The organism is Idiomarina rhizosphaerae, assembly GCF_024159085.1.
In the GTDB taxonomy this organism is placed as follows: domain Bacteria; phylum Pseudomonadota; class Gammaproteobacteria; order Enterobacterales; family Alteromonadaceae; genus Idiomarina; species Idiomarina rhizosphaerae.
In genome coordinates this window covers 143,582-159,958 of the sequence record NZ_JAMZDE010000003.1, presented here as the reverse complement: position 1 = coordinate 159,958, position 16,377 = coordinate 143,582, and the positions used below count along the sequence as shown (strand labels likewise).

Annotated in this window: 14 protein-coding genes and 1 pseudogene; 12 read left to right on the top strand and 3 right to left on the bottom strand. The window is 49.6% G+C overall.

What is annotated here, in order from left to right:
- The first annotated feature begins 45 nt into the window (after positions 1 to 45).
- The 5 genes from NJR55_RS03110 to ung all read left to right on the top strand — a co-directional run bounded on the left by NJR55_RS03110 (position 46) and on the right by ung (position 4,733).
- A complete protein-coding gene (locus NJR55_RS03110; RefSeq protein ID WP_253617757.1) occupies positions 46 to 735 on the top strand; it encodes an acylneuraminate cytidylyltransferase family protein in 690 nt (229 codons plus the stop codon).
- Positions 728 to 1,786: an N-acetylneuraminate synthase gene (gene neuB / locus NJR55_RS03105; protein ID WP_275978031.1), complete on the top strand. Its 1,059-nt coding sequence runs from the start codon at positions 728 to 730 to the stop codon at positions 1,784 to 1,786. Before NJR55_RS03110 ends, neuB begins: the two co-directional genes overlap by 8 nt.
- A complete protein-coding gene (gene neuC, locus NJR55_RS03100; RefSeq protein ID WP_253617754.1) occupies positions 1,786 to 2,925 on the top strand; it encodes a UDP-N-acetylglucosamine 2-epimerase in 1,140 nt (379 codons plus the stop codon). Before neuB ends, neuC begins: the two co-directional genes overlap by 1 nt.
- Complete coding sequence (locus NJR55_RS03095) at positions 2,912 to 3,973, top strand: polysialyltransferase family glycosyltransferase (RefSeq protein WP_253617752.1); 1,062 nt, start codon at positions 2,912 to 2,914, stop codon at positions 3,971 to 3,973. The genes neuC and NJR55_RS03095 overlap by 14 nt, the downstream gene beginning before the upstream one ends.
- Before the next feature lie 109 nt (positions 3,974 to 4,082).
- Entirely contained in the window at positions 4,083 to 4,733 is a 651-nt protein-coding gene (ung, locus tag NJR55_RS03090) for a uracil-DNA glycosylase (RefSeq protein WP_253618051.1), read from the top strand.
- A 201-nt stretch (positions 4,734 to 4,934) separates the two neighbouring features.
- Here the strand turns inward: ung and NJR55_RS03085 are convergent, their stop codons facing one another.
- Complete coding sequence (locus NJR55_RS03085; RefSeq protein WP_253617750.1) at positions 4,935 to 5,801, bottom strand: LysR family transcriptional regulator; 867 nt, start codon at positions 5,799 to 5,801, stop codon at positions 4,935 to 4,937.
- Positions 5,802 to 5,913: 112 nt separating this feature from the next.
- On the opposite strand from NJR55_RS03085, the gene NJR55_RS03080 reads away from it, so the two are divergent.
- From NJR55_RS03080 to NJR55_RS03070, 3 genes are read left to right on the top strand one after another with little or no spacing between them, the layout of a single operon-like run.
- Entirely contained in the window at positions 5,914 to 7,239 is a 1,326-nt protein-coding gene (locus NJR55_RS03080; protein ID WP_253617748.1) for an NADH-quinone oxidoreductase subunit L, read from the top strand.
- On the top strand, positions 7,236 to 9,509 hold the full coding sequence (locus tag NJR55_RS03075; protein WP_253617747.1) for a putative inorganic carbon transporter subunit DabA: 2,274 nt from the start codon (positions 7,236 to 7,238) through the stop codon (positions 9,507 to 9,509). Before NJR55_RS03080 ends, NJR55_RS03075 begins: the two co-directional genes overlap by 4 nt.
- Positions 9,506 to 9,703, top strand: a complete 198-nt coding sequence (locus NJR55_RS03070; protein WP_253617745.1) for a hypothetical protein — start codon at positions 9,506 to 9,508, stop codon at positions 9,701 to 9,703. The genes NJR55_RS03075 and NJR55_RS03070 overlap by 4 nt, the downstream gene beginning before the upstream one ends.
- Before the next feature lie 410 nt (positions 9,704 to 10,113).
- On the opposite strand, the gene NJR55_RS13700 is transcribed toward NJR55_RS03070, so the two are convergent.
- Positions 10,114 to 10,242, bottom strand: a complete 129-nt coding sequence (locus NJR55_RS13700) for a hypothetical protein (protein WP_275978030.1) — start codon at positions 10,240 to 10,242, stop codon at positions 10,114 to 10,116.
- A gap of 149 nt (positions 10,243 to 10,391) precedes the next feature.
- Here NJR55_RS13700 and NJR55_RS03065 point away from each other — a divergent pair.
- Positions 10,392 to 10,703: pseudogene (locus tag NJR55_RS03065) on the top strand (DUF4143 domain-containing protein); the annotation flags it as partial.
- A gap of 8 nt (positions 10,704 to 10,711) precedes the next feature.
- Positions 10,712 to 12,223 (top strand): Fic family protein, encoded by a 1,512-nt coding sequence (locus NJR55_RS03060; RefSeq protein WP_253617743.1) that lies wholly within the window; start codon positions 10,712 to 10,714, stop codon positions 12,221 to 12,223.
- Positions 12,224 to 12,340: 117 nt separating this feature from the next.
- Here NJR55_RS03060 and NJR55_RS03055 read toward each other — a convergent pair whose 3' ends face one another.
- Positions 12,341 to 13,732: an MBL fold metallo-hydrolase RNA specificity domain-containing protein gene (locus tag NJR55_RS03055; RefSeq protein WP_253617741.1), complete on the bottom strand. Its 1,392-nt coding sequence runs from the start codon at positions 13,730 to 13,732 to the stop codon at positions 12,341 to 12,343.
- Positions 13,733 to 14,090: 358 nt separating this feature from the next.
- Between NJR55_RS03055 and NJR55_RS03050 the strand changes: the two genes are divergently transcribed.
- Both NJR55_RS03050 and NJR55_RS03045 read left to right on the top strand, forming a co-directional pair.
- Positions 14,091 to 15,257 (top strand): nucleotide sugar dehydrogenase, encoded by a 1,167-nt coding sequence (locus NJR55_RS03050; RefSeq protein WP_253617738.1) that lies wholly within the window; start codon positions 14,091 to 14,093, stop codon positions 15,255 to 15,257.
- Between the two features lie 47 nt (positions 15,258 to 15,304).
- On the top strand, positions 15,305 to 16,321 hold the full coding sequence (locus tag NJR55_RS03045; protein WP_253617736.1) for a Wzz/FepE/Etk N-terminal domain-containing protein: 1,017 nt from the start codon (positions 15,305 to 15,307) through the stop codon (positions 16,319 to 16,321).
- Positions 16,322 to 16,377: the final 56 nt, after the last annotated feature.

Genomic DNA, 16,377 nt, shown 5'->3' with positions numbered 1-16,377 from the left:
GATAAACTACGCGATATTTTTTAAGTCGTCAGGTCAACAAAACGAATGAATGTTGCATTGATAACCGCCCGTGGTGGCTCGAAAGGGCTACCCGGGAAAAATATCGCGTTACTGAACGGTAAGCCGCTTATTGTCTGGACCATACTGGCTGCACAAAAGGCTGCGTCGGTTGACGCTGTTTATGTGTCGACAGAAGACCAGGCCATTGCCGACATCAGTCAACAGGCCGGAGCTCAGGTTATTCCGCGGCCGGCAGAGCTGGCACAGGACGACACCAGCAGCGAACCGGTTATTGCACACGCCATTAATTACTTAAAAAAGCAGTCGCTTAAGGTTAACAGCGTAACGCTGCTGCAACCCACGTCGCCGTTAAGATCGGCACAGCATATTGACGAAGCTTACCGAATTTTTTCGGCCAGTAACGCCAGCTGTGTTTTAAGTGTTATTGAACCGGCACATTCTGCCGCAAAAGCATACAAACTGAATTCAGACGGGTCTTTATCGGGCCTTTTGAGCCTGGACGCGCCTTACATGCGCCGTCAGGATCTTCCCCGTACCGTTCATCCCAACGGTGCCATTTATATATTTAGTACAGCAGCCTTCGAAGCTGGCGGCGGTATTCCGCGCCAAAATGTCTACCCTTACATTATGAGCGAAGAGGCGTCTGTCGACATTGACAGAGCAAGTGACCTGCAACTTGCCGAACAGATTATGGAGAAAACACAACATGGCTAACACCCCGGAAAAACACCCAGTAATGAAAATTGGTTCGCGCGAAATTGGTTACGACCACGACCCGGTTGTGGTCGCTGAAATAGGCATTAACCACGAAGGCAGCCTGGAAACCGCTTATGAAATGGTCGACGCTGCAGTCTCTGCGGGCGCTGAAATTATTAAGCACCAGACTCACGTGGTTGAAGACGAAATGAGCGCCGACGCGAAGAAAGTCATTCCGGGCAATGCCGACGTGTCTATCTACGAAATTATGGAACGTTGTGCGCTGAACGAAGAAGACGAAACCAAGCTGAAAGAATACGTCGAAAGCAAAGGCGCGATATTCATCAGTACGCCGTTTTCCCGCGCCGCCGCCGAGCGTTTAGAGAGAATGGGTGTTGAAGCCTATAAAATTGGCTCAGGCGAATGTAACAACTACCCGTTATTGGAGCTTGTGGCGTCGTACAAAAAGCCCATTATTCTCAGCACCGGCATGAACGACATTCCGTCTATTGCTAAAGCCGTTGATATTTTCCGTAAGCACGGTGTGCAGTATGCCCTGTTGCATTGCACTAACGTGTACCCAACACCGGATAACCTGATCCGTTTAGGTGCCATGAACCAGTTGCAGGACGCATTTGACGACGCGGTTGTCGGTTTGTCTGACCACAGCATTGATAACCTGGCCTGCCTTGGTGCCGTAGCCGTTGGTGCCTCTATTCTGGAGCGTCACTTTACCGACCACAAACAGCGTACCGGCCCGGACATTAACTGCTCTATGGACACCGAAGAATGTCGTTCGTTAATTCAGGAGTCCAAGCGGATGAAAGCCATGCGTGGCGGCCAGAAAGGCGCGGTAGCTGAAGAGCAGGTGACCATCGACTTTGCCTACGCCAGCGTAGTAACCATTAAGCCCATTAAAAAAGGCGAAACCTTTAGCCAGGACAATTTATGGGTTAAGCGTCCGGGAACCGGTCAGTTCCTGGCAGACGACTACGAAAACCTAATGGGTAAAACCGCCGCTAAAGACATTGAAAACGATGTTCAATTGCGTTCTGAGGATGTTCAGTAATGAAAAAGAAGGTGCTTTTCGTAACCGGTACCCGTGCCGACTTTGGCAAACTGAAAAGTTTAATTGAAGTCACCGATAAAGCGGATGAATTTGAAGTTCAGCTGTTTATTACCGGCATGCACATGATGTCCCGCTACGGCATGACTTCTATTGAAGTCGAGCGCCTGAAAATAGCCTCCAGCTATAAGTACATTAACCAGACCAAAAACGACACCATGGACGTGGTTCTGGCGAAAACCATAACCGGTTTGTCGGACTACATTCACGAGAATAACCCGGACGTTATTGTGGTTCACGGCGACCGGGTAGAGGCCATGGCTGGCGCCATTGTGGGTAGCCTGAACAACATTCTGGTTGCCCATATTGAAGGCGGCGAGGTGTCGGGCACCATTGACGAGCTTATCCGTCATTCCATATCCAAAATGGCGCATACGCACTTCGTGTCCAATAACGAAGCGCAGGAGCGGCTGGTGCAATTGGGCGAGGCAAAGTCGTCTATTTTCACCATCGGCTCACCCGACCTTGATGTCATGAATTCACCGAATTTGCCTTCGCTGGATACAGTTAAAGAAAAGTACGACATTGCGTTTAAAGACTACTCGGTGTTTATGTACCATCCGGTGACTACCGAGCTTGAGTCGCTGGAATCGAATATTAAGTCAACCGTCGATGCCATGCTGGAAAGTGACGAAAATTTTGTGGTGGTGTACCCCAATAATGACCACGGCACCGACACCATTCTGACGGAGCTAAAGCGCTGCGAGAACCATCCGCGTTTTCGCATTTACCCCAGTATTCGTTTTGAATACTTTCTGGTGCTGCTTAAAAACGCCAATATGATCATCGGTAATTCAAGCGCCGGCGTTCGCGAAGCGCCGTTTTACGGCATACCCACCATTAACCTGGGCAGCAGGCAACAAAGCCGGGCTACAGCCGAGTCTATCTTAAACGTAGAAGAGCAGACTCCGGCTATTTTAGAGGCCATAAAAACCTTTAAAACCAAACGCTTTGAGCCTTCGTCTGAATTTGGTGACGGCAACAGCGCCGAGGGCTTTATCAGCACCTTGCGCTCGGAAGCCTTCTGGGCAATATCCAAGCAAAAAGTTTTTGTAGACTGGGACAAACGTGAAAAAAGTTAATTACTATTTTATTTCATCGCCGCTGCACCTGCTGTTCAGCGTAACCACGGCTTTGGGTCATAAAGACGACATTAACGTGGCTATTGTCGATTATTACCTTGAAAGCAATCGTCTGTTATTTACCCAGGCGCTGGAAAACAGCTCTATTTTTGAAACTGTTATCAGTTTTAGCGATGCGCACGTAAAAAGTAAGCTCAGTAAGCGTAAAGCACGACTAAAGAGGCTGGCCGATCTGGTTGCAGAAACGCCGCCGTCGCGGGTTTATACCGGCTCCGACCGAAGCGTTGAGTTTCAGTACACAATGCACCTGGCGAACCGCGGGAAAAACAGTGCTGAAGGCCATTACCTGGATGAAGGAACCCAAACCTATCTGGGTCACCGGCACATGCACAGCTTTGTGCACAACTACGTCGACCCTTTATTGAAGAAGTTGGCTTACGGCATGTGGTGGAGCAGCCCGCAAATGATAGGTGCGTCTAAGTGGATATCGACCATTCATGCGACGTTTCCGGAGCTGATACACCCAGTTTTGCGGAACAAGAAAGTTGAGCCTATTTCAAAAGCGGCGTTTAAACTGCCTGAGTTCGATGAGTTTAATAAGAACTTGCTGGCGTTGGCAGATATCGACATAGAGCCGTTAAAGAATGTCGATTACGTTATTATATTAACGGGTGATTCTTTCTATAAAGATGTGAATGAACACCTCGACAGAATGGTGGATATTTTCAGCCGCAAAACAGAGAAAAGCCGTATTGCGTTAAAAGCTCACCCGCGGTCAAACTATATTGAGCACTTTAAACAAAAGCATCCGGAGCTGGTGCATATTGATAACCGGGTTGGGTTTGAGTTGCTGCTGCCGCAGTTTCCCGAGTCCTGTACTTATGTTGGTGACGTCAGCTCAACCTTATTTACTATCCGCTGGTTGAGCAATAAACAGAATGTTATGGCCGTGAAGTTAGAGCAAAAAACACCCGAGCATTTTTCAGCGCCACTGGCTAAATTATTAAGCGAAGTCGACGTAAAACAGTTGAGCTATCAGGAATTGTAGCCTGACGTTTACGTCAGGAACGGTATCTCACCTGAAATAAATGTCAGGCTACGCCGTCAGCAACAACGTACGTGGAACCCGGCACGACACAAAACAAAGGAATAAGACCATGCCCTGGAGCACTCTTTTAGCCGAAGAAAAGCAGAAGCCTTATTTTCAGCAGCTGTGGCAGCGCGTAGAGCAGGCGCGGCAGGAAACCGTGGTGTATCCACCCAAAGAAGACGTCTTCAACGCGCTTAAGCTCACCGATCCGGAAAATATTAAAGTGGTTATTCTGGGGCAGGACCCATACCACGGCCCCGGTCAGGCGCATGGTTTGAGTTTTTCGGTACCCGAAGGCGTCAAGTTTCCGCCGTCGCTGCGCAACATGTTTAAAGCCATAGCCATAGACTACCCCGACACTGTATTGGCGCAGCATGGCGATTTAACCTGTTGGGCTGAGCAGGGAGTGTTGTTGCTGAACACGGTACTTACGGTAGAGCAGGGCAATGCGCACAGTCATGCCAGCTGGGGCTGGGAAACCTTTACCGATACGGTTATCAGCAAGGTGTCGGACGCAACCGATCATGTGGTGTTTTTGCTCTGGGGTTCGCACGCGCAGAAGAAAATACCGCTTATTGACGGCAACAAGCATTGCATACTGACCGCACCGCACCCATCGCCGCTGTCAGCGCATCGCGGGTTCTTCGACGCCAATCATTTCCGCAAAACCAACGATTATTTGCAGCAACACGGGCGCCAACCGATAAGGTGGGTGTGATGTAACGGCATTCCTGATGTAGCCTGACGTTTACGTCAGGTGAGATACACCCAGTTTAAAACACCGCCCAAATAATTAGACGATGCCGCGTGTTCAACATCGCTCCTGACATTTATGTCAGGCTACGCGGGTTAGGAGCGGCACCTCACCTGACATAAATGTCAGGCTACGCGGGTCAGGAGCGGTTACGTCGGGGCGGCATTAAACAAACCGCTGCAGCAGCTTGGCGACCATGGGGTGTTCGAACGGGCGCTTCAGGGTTATGGCGTAAAAATGCTCGAATACATTGGGCAGAGTTAAATAGCGCTTCAACTGCCCGCTGGTCAGCTCGTCCCGTACCACAACGTCCGGAATAACCGCCAGCGCGCCGGTATCCCTGGCCAACAGGCGCAGCATCGCCATATCGTCAGCTTCTGCCAGCACCCGCGGCTGCCAGTTGTATTCCGCACTCAGCATATCAAACGCCGCACGCAGCGGCATATTCTCCGGCGGTAACACCCAGTTATTATTGCGTAAAGCTACATCGGTTAGCTGCTCAATGTCACGGCCCGGTGGCCCAATAATTGACACCGGCTGCCGCGCCAGTAAACGGCTCTGCCACAATTGCTTGTCGCTGCCGCGCACGCTGGTATTGGCCAGAGCAATATCAATTTGATGATCCGCCAGCTCATTAAATAACTGGTCCGGCGTCATTGAATGTAGCCGGTACTGAACATCATGCTGGTGTATCAACTCGTGAATAAAAGCTTCCACAAAGTTACGTGACATGGTCGATGCATGACCAATACGCACAACCAAATCACTGCCGTCCATGCCTTGCTTTAGCTGGTTAACCAGGTTTTCACCCTCGTGAAAAATGCGGTCGGCATACTGGCGCGCAATGTACCCGGCCTGAGTCAGCACTAACTTACGCCCTGTGCGCTCAAACAGCGGCGTACCCAGCCACTCTTCCAGCTGCTTTATCTGTGCCGATAACGCCGACTGCGACACATGAAGCTTCTGTGCGGTTTGGGTTAAATGCCCGTTTTCTGCCACGTGCCAAAAGTAATAAAGGTGTTTATAATTCATCGGGCTTACCAACCGTTCACTTAAAGCGAATGAATTTATAGTTTATATCTATTTTACTTAACATCAAGCCTGCCTCCATAATTGCTCCAAACAAGACACACGAGGCGCATTCATGGCGGAATGGTTGACACTATCGGGTATACGACCGGTTTTACTGGTGCTGGTTGCAGTATTAGCGTGGGTCGTTACGCGCTACGCCTTCAGAAACTTCCGGCTGGACCCGCGCCGCCGCGCATTTGTCACCAAGCTGGTTGGCTGCCTTATAGCGGTCTTTATTCTTATTGTCAGCAATAACCTTATTGTGTTTTTCGCCGCCTGGATGGCAATAAGCCTGCAGCTGCACAGCCTGCTCATGTTCTACCCTGAACGTGACCGCGCCGTACTGGCAGCTCACAAAAAATTCATTCTGGCACGTTGCTCAGAAACTTTTCTGGGCACGGCTTTTATTATTATGTACTTAACCACCGGCAGCCTGCAGCTGGATACCGCGTTACAGCAGTTCGGCACCGGCTCCACACTCCTCTCCCAGCACATTGCCGCACTATGCCTGGTTATGGCGGCACTCATTAAATGCGCTCAGCTACCCTTACACGGCTGGCTTATTCAGGTGGTTGAAGCACCAACCCCGGTTTCTGCTTTACTGCATGCCGGTATTATTAACCTGGGCGGCTTTTTGTTGCTGGCAACCGTACCGCTATGGAGCAACAGCGCGCTGGCTGTGTGGTTACTATGTCTGGTGTCGGCGGCGTCGTGCTGCTTTGCCGCGCTTATTATGGCCACCCGCATTAGCATAAAAGTGCGCTTAGCCTGGTCTACCAGCGCGCAAATGGGACTTATGCTGCTGGAAATTGGTCTGGGTTATTACGACTTAGCCCTACTGCACCTGGTGGCGCACTCGGTGTATAAAGCCCATGCGTTTTTGTCGGTAAGCGAAGTGGCAATAATAAAGCAGCCAAAGGCCCGTTCACTCTGGCGTATTGGCGTTGTCTTTATAGCGTTTCAGGGCATTATTGCCGCCGCTTGCTGGTGGTTCCTGGGCAATCCTAAATGGCTTCCGTCGGCGTTACTGGCTATGGCGCTCACCACCTTATGGATGAACCTGCATCAGAAACTGCTGCGAATTACTGTGTCGGCATTAACCGTGGTGGCTTACCTTATTCTGGGCATGCTAGCGCATCAGGTTATTGAGCCGCAACCACCGTTCAGCAGTGTCTGGCTGGAGCCTGTCGTAACCCTTATGTTTAACGCCTTCGCCTTTACTTACTGGTTGGTGCATCACACGCCGTCTCACCGGCTTAGCCAGCGCTGGTTCATTACCTTAAACGCCGGGTTGTATCTCGACGAATGGTTAACGCGGCTGGTGCTGTGGCTCTGGCCCAGCCATCCCATTCACTATTACCAGCGCCAGGGTCGCATTCAGCGGGAGAAACACTCATGAGCACAGCGAATCGTTTAGCGACTATTGCCGGACAGGTGAGTAAAGCCATTGCGCCACAATGGCCGTTGTCTCAGTGGATAGCCGTTAACCCCTTCTGGCATTACCGCCAGCAGCCGGTAGCCGGGGTTGCCGCGCATTGGCGTTACAGCGCCGGTACACGTTTGCTCATGAGCCCGGACTTTTACTGGCAACAATGGCAGCAAAATCGAATAGACGCAGCGCTGGTCACCAACAAAATGGTAAACGAGCTGGAGCAGCGCTCCCTGCTAAAAGCGCAGCTGCCGCAATGGCGTAACCTCAGTCAGTTGGTGGACAAATACACGCGGCGTCGCCGCAAAATGCGCTGGAACGATGAAGTGGTGCTGCAAATTAGCCAAACCTGTGGCTTATTTATGCAGTTTCCAACCCGCTTTCAGCAGACTGGCAAAGACAGTTCGTTGTATCAGCATTGGCTGACTATTTCGCGTGCCGATCGCGGTATCGAAACCTTAATGGACGAGGCCGAACTCACCGAGTTATTCGCGCAATTGCCGGACGACCCGCACACGCTTGTTCAGGTGTGCCATGACAACTTTTTAAGTGACGCGTCAGATTACGCTCTGCGCTGTTACAGCCAGGCGCTTATCAGTGACTTATGGGGTTGGGCTGCAGCATTTGCCTATCAGGATGCCCGTCAGGACAGCCAGTGGGTATTCGAGTTGCTGTGCATTCGGCTGGCCTGGGAATATATTTTGTGGCAGCTGGCCGAGCGCACCAATACTAAGGTTTATCAGCAGCTGCAGCAGGCTTTAAGCGCACAAATTGAAAATTGTGAAGGGCAGGTGGCTCATATTGAGCAGCACAACAGCTTATTGTGGCAATGGCAGGCGGCTTACGAACGCTCGCAGCTAAACAGGTTGCAGTTTAACCCCGACACGGCCGAAGAGAACAACACGCCACATTTACAAGCGGTGTTCTGTATCGATGTGCGCTCAGAGCGTTACCGTCGTGCGCTTGAGCAGGCCGGAAAAAGCCTGGGCAGCTACGTACAAAGCAAAGGCTTTGCCGGGTTCTTTGGTGTGCCGCTGGCTATTCAGCGTAAAGGTCGCGATGTTCCTCATGTACCGGGGTTATTGCAACCGGCGTTTTACATTAAAGCACCGGCGCGTAAGCAATCGGTTGGTTCCTTATTAAGCAATATGTTCAATGCGCCGGTATCCATGTTCAGCGGCGTTGAGGCGCTGGGCTTAAGTAAACTGAAGTCTTTACTCACCGGTGTGCCCGGACAACTGGCTACGGCTAATAATGCGTACATTGCCGACGGCAGTATTTGTGAGCACAACGGCGAAGCGTCAATGGAGTCGCTGGTAAATATATGTCAGCAGGCTCTGACGGGAATGCAGTTTACCCGCTTCGCCAAGCATATTGTGCTGGTCGGGCATGGCTCGCATCACAGTAACAACGCCCAGCGCGCCGGTCTTAACTGCGGCGCCTGCGGCGGCCAAACCGGTGCGTTAAGTGCCCGGGTGTTAGTACGGCTGCTTAACAACCAGGATATTCGTGAGAACTTGCGTGAGCGGGGCGTTGCTATTCCCGACGCTACTCAGTTCCATTCTGCTATGCACGAAACCGTCACCGATAAGGTTATTTGGCTGTCCAATACCGTGCCGGACAGTGTCAAACAAGTGTTCCGCGCAGCAACGGAACAGCTAACCCAGGCCAGCGGCGAGTCAGAAAAAGACCGTAAAGCACGCTCCGGCCACTGGGCTGAACTACGTCCGGAGTGGGGGCTGGCTGACAACAATGTCTTATTTTTCGGACAGTCTGAGCGGTTAACCTCTGCTGAAACTATCGGCAGTAACTTTCTGCATGACTACAACAGTAAAAACGACCCAAATGGCGAACTGCTGGCTCAGCTCATGAGCGCGCCGGGCCTCGTTGCTAACTGGATAAACTGGCAGTACTACTGCTCGGTAACCGAGCCCAAACAACTGGGTAGCGGTAATAAGCTGCTGCATAACCGGGTAGCCAACGACATCGGTGTTTTTGAAGGCAACGGGGGTGACTTGCGCCAGGGGCTGGCCTGGCAGTCAGTGCATAACGGTAGCGACTTTGTGCACCGGCCCATGCGCCTGCAGGTTATTGTCGAAGCCGACGAAGCCACCATTCAGCAAGCGCTGGCCAAGGCTGTCACTTTTAACGAACTCTTTGAACAACAGTGGATCAATCTGCATCGACTGAACGCGCGAGGTGAACTATGTCCAGTGACAACACCAGTAACAGCAAAATGACAGCGACAACCTGCCATACCCTGAAAGCCTTTTATGACTGCGTGCGCTCGCGGCCGTATAACCAGCCCTTCGCCCTGCGCTACAACGACGGCAGCATCGACCACGGGCTAAACTCCGAAGAAGCCGCCAAAGAAAGCCTCCGCGCCCACCACAACCCCTACCTCGAACAACCCGTTGTTGTTGAGTGGGGGTGACGCACCCGCCTTGCCGCCGGACATGCCCACCATGTGCCTGACATGCACGCCATGTCATGATACATTCAGCCCATACCGCTCGCGGGCTTCTTCGTCCCATAATTCCTTCATGGCCCGGTTTCAGCTTCCTGTTCACGCAACGCTCAACTACGGCCTTTAACCGCTGAGACCGGTCAGTGCGGGACTCATGGTTTTTGTCGCCGTAGGTGCTTTCCAGCAGCAAAAAGTCAGCACGCTCTAAAGGCGTAGGGTCGGGCAATAGCGGAGTATTTTTACAACCTAAGTCACCTGAAAACACCACTCGGTAGTGGGTACTCATATTCTCAATTTCAACATAGGCCGAGCCCAGAATATGTCCGGCCTGACGAAAGCGCAGCTTAAAGCGCTCAGAGGCTACATCCTCAGGCAGTTCAATCCATTTGTCGTAAGCCGTAGGCCGAAAGCCCGCAGTCAACTAAAAGTGAGTGGTCACTGTCTAAAAACAGCTCGTGGCAAGAGCCTGTAACTCCTTCAAACGCGCCGTGGTGTATTACGTCCATGTGTTGGTTCCGTCTTGTTTAAAGCAACAAGGTTACAAAAACTAGCGGAAAAGCGCTATGGGATAAATGGGTGATATTGCACACATGAATCTATAATTAGCCGATGTCTTACTTTCAATTAGACGAACTTCTATTTTCAATCAGACGAGCTTTGGAAGGATAATGAGTTACTTGGACAATTACTGGAAACTTTCATCTATCAGGAGCTTAGAAAACATGCTGGTTGGTATGATGAGGACCTGAAGTTCTATCATTTTAGAAACAAGGATAAAGTAGAAGTCGATATTCTAAACGTCAGTCTACATGCAGGAGGCCTGCGCTCTCGATTAACGTTGATGAATTACTTCGCGTTAAAACCTATGAATAGATATACTTCTAAACCTGTAAATGGTAAAACATTAAAACCTATAAAACATAAAGCGTTAAACTCGAAATTTAATACAGCTTTTGAGCCATATTAGGAACTCCCATGAACGATGTATCACAAAAACTGGCAAGCTCTCTTGAGCAGTTAAAGCAGCTTCAGGAGTCAGGCGTTGTCGCTATACAATCAAAGCATCTTAGTCGAACACATCGTGAACGATTGTTAAAGCACGGGTTTATTAAGGAAGTTATGCGAGGCTGGTACATACCAGCTATGCCCGATGAAAAACCTGGTGACAGCACCTCTTGGTATACATCGTTTTGGGACTTCTGTAGTGCCTACTTGTCAGAGCGGTTCGGCAACGCCTGGTGCTTATCACCAGAGCAGTCAATTAACTTTCATATTGGTGATAAAACGGTGCCTCAGCAGTTGCTCGTGCGGTCTCCCAAGGGAAATAACAAGCCAACTTCTTTCTTACATGACACGTCTATTTTTGATGTCAGACTGAATATGCCTAACGCTGAACAAATTGAGAGTTTGAACGGCTTAAATGTTTACAGTTTGCCTGCTGCGTTAGTGAATTGTTCGGCTAATCAGTTTTTGAATGCGCCCATTCAAATGCGAACCGCCTTATCAATGGTGACCGATGCCTCAGACGTGTTATCTGTTTTGTTGGCTGGAAGCCATAGTGTGATTGGCGGCCGACTCGTCGGGGCTTTTAGAAATATTGGTCGGGATGTCATTGCCGATAATATTTTAAAAGTTATGCAAGCTGCCGACTTAAAAGTGCAGGAAGAAGACCCTTTTGAAGAAAAAGTTCCGGTAAATTTCGGTCGCCGTGACCTGTCACCTTACGCTAATAGATTAAGGCTTCTGTGGGCACAAATGCGTGAAAGCATAATAAAGCAATTTCCTGAACAACCAAAGCAGCCCCCGGATATTGACATTTACATGGCAGAGGTAGAGGAAAAATACGTTACTGACGCTTACCATTCACTATCTATTGAGGGTTATCGGGTTACAAGAGAACTGATTGAACTTGTCCGCTCAGGAAACTGGCAAGCTGACGGTTCAGATGAAAGCAAAAAGCACTTGGATGCTATGGCTGCAAAAGGTTACTGGAATGCGTTTCAGGAAGTGAAAAAAGCTGTTAGAGAAGTATTACAAGGCAAGAATCCGGGTGAGTTGTTAGAGCAAGTGCATAGCGATTGGTATTTGGCTTTATTTAGTCCGAGTGTGGCGGCCGGTATTATTAAACAGGCGGACCTGGCCGGCTACCGGACAGGCCCTGTCTATATTCGTCAGTCGAAGTACACGCCACCAAGCCGGGAAGCAGTACGCGACATGATGCCAACGCTTTTTGAATTGCTATTAGAAGAAGATAACGCTGCCGTTCGGGCTGTTTTAGGTCATTTTATTTTTGTCTATATTCACCCTTATTTCGACGGTAACGGCAGAATGGGTCGCTTTATTATGAATTTAATGCTGGCTTCGGGGGGCTATCCCTGGACGGTGGTTCCCGTAGAACGGCGCACCGAATATATGCAGGCACTGGAAGCGGCTAGCGTTAAACAAGATATAAAGCCGTTTACCTCGTTCTTGGCGTCGCTGCTGTAGCCTGATGCTATTGCATCAGGTGCGGTATACCCGGTTCAACCACCGTTAAAATAATTCCGTGATGCTACCGTTGTGAGACACCTTCCCTGACGTGAACGTCAGGCTACACACGCCACGTCATGATACATCCACCCCATAACGCTCGCGGATCTTAGCCGCCAGCGCCTGTCGCGCATCGGCTTCGCCATGAATTAGTCGTATGCGCTTAACCGGTTCTTCTGTCGCGTCAATAAAATCCAGCAGCTCTTGCTGGTCGGCGTGGGCGGAGTAGCCACCTAAAGTATAAATACCGGCTTTAATCCAGACCCGCTCATGGTCAAGCTCAACATAACCGCCGTCCGGACCATATTGCTGAATATCCCGCCCCGGTGTACCCGCGGCCTGATACCCGACAAACAGCACGTCGGTACGCGGGTCGGGCAGCAACGCTTTTAAGTAATTAAGCATGCGCCCGCCGGTACACATGCCGCTGGCAGCAATAACAATACAAGGGTCACCACTGCTCTGTAAGAAATTCACAATACGTTCATGCTCGCTGTGCTCATCCACCGTCAGTAAGCGGTCAAAATTCAGCGGGTGACGGTCTTCACTTAAACGTTCGCGGGCTTCTTCGTCCCATAAATTTTTCATTGCCCGGTATTGTTTTGTGAATTGCGCAGCCAGCGGGGAGTCCAGAATAACCGTCATTTTATGCCACACCGCGTCAGCTACTCCGGTTTCAGCTTCCTGCTCACGCGCGGTGTGAATAATGTCTTCCAGTTCGTACAGCAGTTCCTGCGTGCGGCCAATACTAAAAGCCGGAATTAAAATAACACCTTTGTTTTCCACGCAACGCTCAACCACAGCCTTTAACCGCTGAGAGCGGTCGGCGCGGGACTCATGGTTTTTGTCGCCGTAGGTACTTTCCAGCAGCAAGAAGTCAGCGCGTTCTAACGGCGTCGGGTCGGGCAGTAGTGGTGTGTTTTTACAGCCCAGGTCACCTGAGAACACCACGCGGTAGTGGGTACTCACATTCTCAACCTCAACGTAGGCCGAACCCAGAATATGCCCTGCCTGCCGAAAGCGCAGCTTAAATCGTTCCGGGGCTACGTCGGCAGGTAGTTCCATCCATTTATCGTAAGCTGTTGGACGCAGCTGGCGCTGTAAGCGCGCAATAACCGCGTTTATAATCTCGCCGTTACGGGTTAAGCCAATTTTCAGGGCGTCTTCAATAACCAGTGGCAGCAACATCGCCGTAGCTTTAGTGCAGTATATGGGGCCGACAAAGCCCGCAATAAGCAACCAGGGCAAACGTCCTACGTGGTCTATGTGGCAGTGAGTCACCACCACCGCCTGCACTTTGCTAATATCGAAGTCAATTTTTTGGGTGTCAGAATTCGCGCCGGAACCGGACGTTTCTGCGCCCTGAAACAGTCCGCAGTCAACTAAAAGTGAGTGGTCACTGTCTAAAAATAGTTCGTGGCAAGAGCCTGTAACCCCTTCAAACGCGCCGTGGTGTATTACGTCCATGTGTTGGTTTCCTGTGTGTCGCTTTGTGCTTCTGACTTGATGCCCTTAGCCTGACATTCATGTCAGGTGAGATAGTGTTCCTGACATGAATGTCAGGCTACAAATCGAGATTACACAAACCTTATAAAAACCGCCATAGGACAAAAGGGTGAAAAGTGTAAAGGAACCAACCGCTCAAAATATCGTCGAAAAGGGTGTGAAAAGCCTTTGTAGGGCAAGGGCTGCATGCGGTATCATACGCGCTTGATCTAAATTTAGTAACGCGCAAAATACAAAAAAATAACAGCACCATCGGTCTATGGGAGCCGCACCCCATGGGCGGTAGCGTGCCCAACCGTTGTAACCAGGGTTAAAACGAATGAAAATTGCAGTAGCAGGTACAGGATACGTAGGTTTATCAAATGCGGTTCTCTTTGCACAACATAATCAGGTTACCGCAGTCGACATAGACCAAGAAAAAGTCAAGAAAATAAATAAAAAACAATCACCTATAGTCGATAAAGAAATTCAGTTTTTTTTACAGGAGAAGCCCCTGAACCTCAGCGCCACCACCGACGCGCACGCAGCATACAAAAACGCCGACTTTGTGGTTATTGCCACCCCCACCGACTACGACCCGCAAACCAATTACTTCAACACCAAAACCGTTGAAAGCGTTATAAGCCAGGTAATAGAAGCCAACCCAAATGCGGTTATGGTTATTAAATCAACCATTCCTGTGGGGTATACGCAGTCGCTAAAAGAAAAGTTCGGCACCAATAACATTCTGTTTTCGCCAGAGTTCCTGCGCGAAGGCAAAGCCTTGTACGACAACCTGCATCCGTCGCGTATTATTGTCGGCGAACGCTCAGAACGCGCTGAAACTTTTGCAAACCTACTAAAGCAGGGTGCCGAAAAGCAAAATATAGACACCCTGTTTACCGACAGCACCGAAGCCGAAGCCATTAAACTGTTTGCCAATACCTATTTAGCCATGCGTGTTGCCTACTTTAACGAGCTGGACACCTACGCAGAAGTGCACGGTTTAGACACCAAACAAATTATTGAAGGCGTGTGCTTAGACCCGCGCATAGGCTCGCATTACAATAATCCCAGCTTTGGTTACGGCGGCTATTGCCTGCCCAAAGACACCAAGCAGCTTCTTGCCAATTACGACGACGTACCACAAACCATGATTAAATCCATTGTGGACGCCAACCGTACCCGTAAAGACTTTATTGCCGACCAAATTATTGCAAGACAACCCCAAGTGGTTGGCGTGTACCGCCTGGTTATGAAGTCGGGCTCAGACAACTTTCGGGCGTCGGCCATTCAGGGCATTATGAAGCGCATTAAAGCCAAAGGCATAGAAGTGGTAGTGTACGAACCAGAGTTAAAAGACGAGCGCTTCTATAACTCGCGGGTTATTAATAACCTGACGGAATTTAAAGCCGTGTCGGAAATTATACTCAGTAACCGGCTGGCCGATGACTTAAAAGACGTGCAAGCGAAGGTGTATACGCGCGACCTTTTTAATAACGATTAGCCATAACAACGACTAACTTTTAGTAAAGAACCCAATAAGACAAAGCCATGACACAAGAAAACCAGCAAAACCCAAATAATCAGCCACCTGCGCCATACGGGTCAGGGCAATACCCACCCAACTATTACAATGCCCCTTACCCGCAAGACGACGAAATAGACCTTCGCGAGCTGTTCGGCATTATTTGGGACGGCAAATGGATTATTATTGCCATTACCTTTGTGTTTGCGGGGGCATCGGTTATTTATTCATTAAGCTTGCCTAATATTTATAAAGCAGAAGCTACCTTAGCACCTACCGAAGAAGCTCAAGGCCAAGGGTTTGGTGAAGAAATGGGAGGCTTAGCAAGCTTAGCGGGGCTGAGTGTTGGAAACAAACAGGTTGATAAAGTGACCATGGCAATGGAAATACTGCAGTCGCGTCAATTTATTAAAAACTTTGTACAAAAGCACAATATTTTGCCTGAAGTAATGGCGGTTAAAGAGTGGCATAGAGCAAGTGGTGAGTTGGTTTTTAACCAAGAAGTTTACAACCCTAAGACTAGTGAGTGGGTACGGGATGTAGAACCCCCGAAACAACCTGAGCCTAGTAGCTGGGAATACGTGAATGTTTTTCAAAATGAGATTCTTTTAGTTGAAAAAGACTCCGAAACTCCGGGTCTTATCAATATTTCAGTTAACCATCAGTCTCCTGTTATTGCTCACCTGTGGGTTGAGTGGCTAATTGAAGACATTAACAACCATATGCGTCAGCGTGATATTAAAGAAGCGCAAAGCAGTATGGAGTACCTGCAGAAAGAGTTGGGTGAAACCAACTTAAGCAGCATGCAGCAGGTATTTTACCAACTTATTGAAAAGCAAATACAAACCATAATGTTGGCAAATGTTAGGCCTGAATATATTTTTCAAGTGCTAGACCCTGCGGTAGTACCAGAGCAAAGAGACGCTCCCTCTCGAGCCTTAATTTGTATTATTGGTACCTTTTTAGGCGGCTTTTTATCGTTATTTGTTGTTTTTATTCGTCACTTAGTCAGAACCAGTAAAAGTAAGCAACCCGACGCTTAATGTAGCCTGACGCTATTGCGTCAGGTGCTATCTTCCTCTACGTGCTACAAGGCAAT

Coding starts and splice junctions, on each gene's coding strand:
- NJR55_RS03110 (WP_253617757.1), top strand. CDS start 46: ATGAATGTTGCATTGATAACCGCCCGTGGTGGCTCGAAAGGGCTACCC.
- neuB (WP_275978031.1), top strand. CDS start 728: ATGGCTAACACCCCGGAAAAACACCCAGTAATGAAAATTGGTTCGCGC.
- neuC (WP_253617754.1), top strand. CDS start 1,786: ATGAAAAAGAAGGTGCTTTTCGTAACCGGTACCCGTGCCGACTTTGGC.
- ung (WP_253618051.1), top strand. CDS start 4,083: ATGCCCTGGAGCACTCTTTTAGCCGAAGAAAAGCAGAAGCCTTATTTT.
- NJR55_RS03085 (WP_253617750.1), bottom strand. CDS start 5,801: ATGAATTATAAACACCTTTATTACTTTTGGCACGTGGCAGAAAACGGG.
- NJR55_RS03080 (WP_253617748.1), top strand. CDS start 5,914: ATGGCGGAATGGTTGACACTATCGGGTATACGACCGGTTTTACTGGTG.
- NJR55_RS03075 (WP_253617747.1), top strand. CDS start 7,236: ATGAGCACAGCGAATCGTTTAGCGACTATTGCCGGACAGGTGAGTAAA.
- NJR55_RS03070 (WP_253617745.1), top strand. CDS start 9,506: ATGACAGCGACAACCTGCCATACCCTGAAAGCCTTTTATGACTGCGTG.
- NJR55_RS13700 (WP_275978030.1), bottom strand. CDS start 10,242: ATGGACGTAATACACCACGGCGCGTTTGAAGGAGTTACAGGCTCTTGC.
- NJR55_RS03060 (WP_253617743.1), top strand. CDS start 10,712: ATGAACGATGTATCACAAAAACTGGCAAGCTCTCTTGAGCAGTTAAAG.
- NJR55_RS03055 (WP_253617741.1), bottom strand. CDS start 13,732: ATGGACGTAATACACCACGGCGCGTTTGAAGGGGTTACAGGCTCTTGC.
- NJR55_RS03050 (WP_253617738.1), top strand. CDS start 14,091: ATGAAAATTGCAGTAGCAGGTACAGGATACGTAGGTTTATCAAATGCG.
- NJR55_RS03045 (WP_253617736.1), top strand. CDS start 15,305: ATGACACAAGAAAACCAGCAAAACCCAAATAATCAGCCACCTGCGCCA.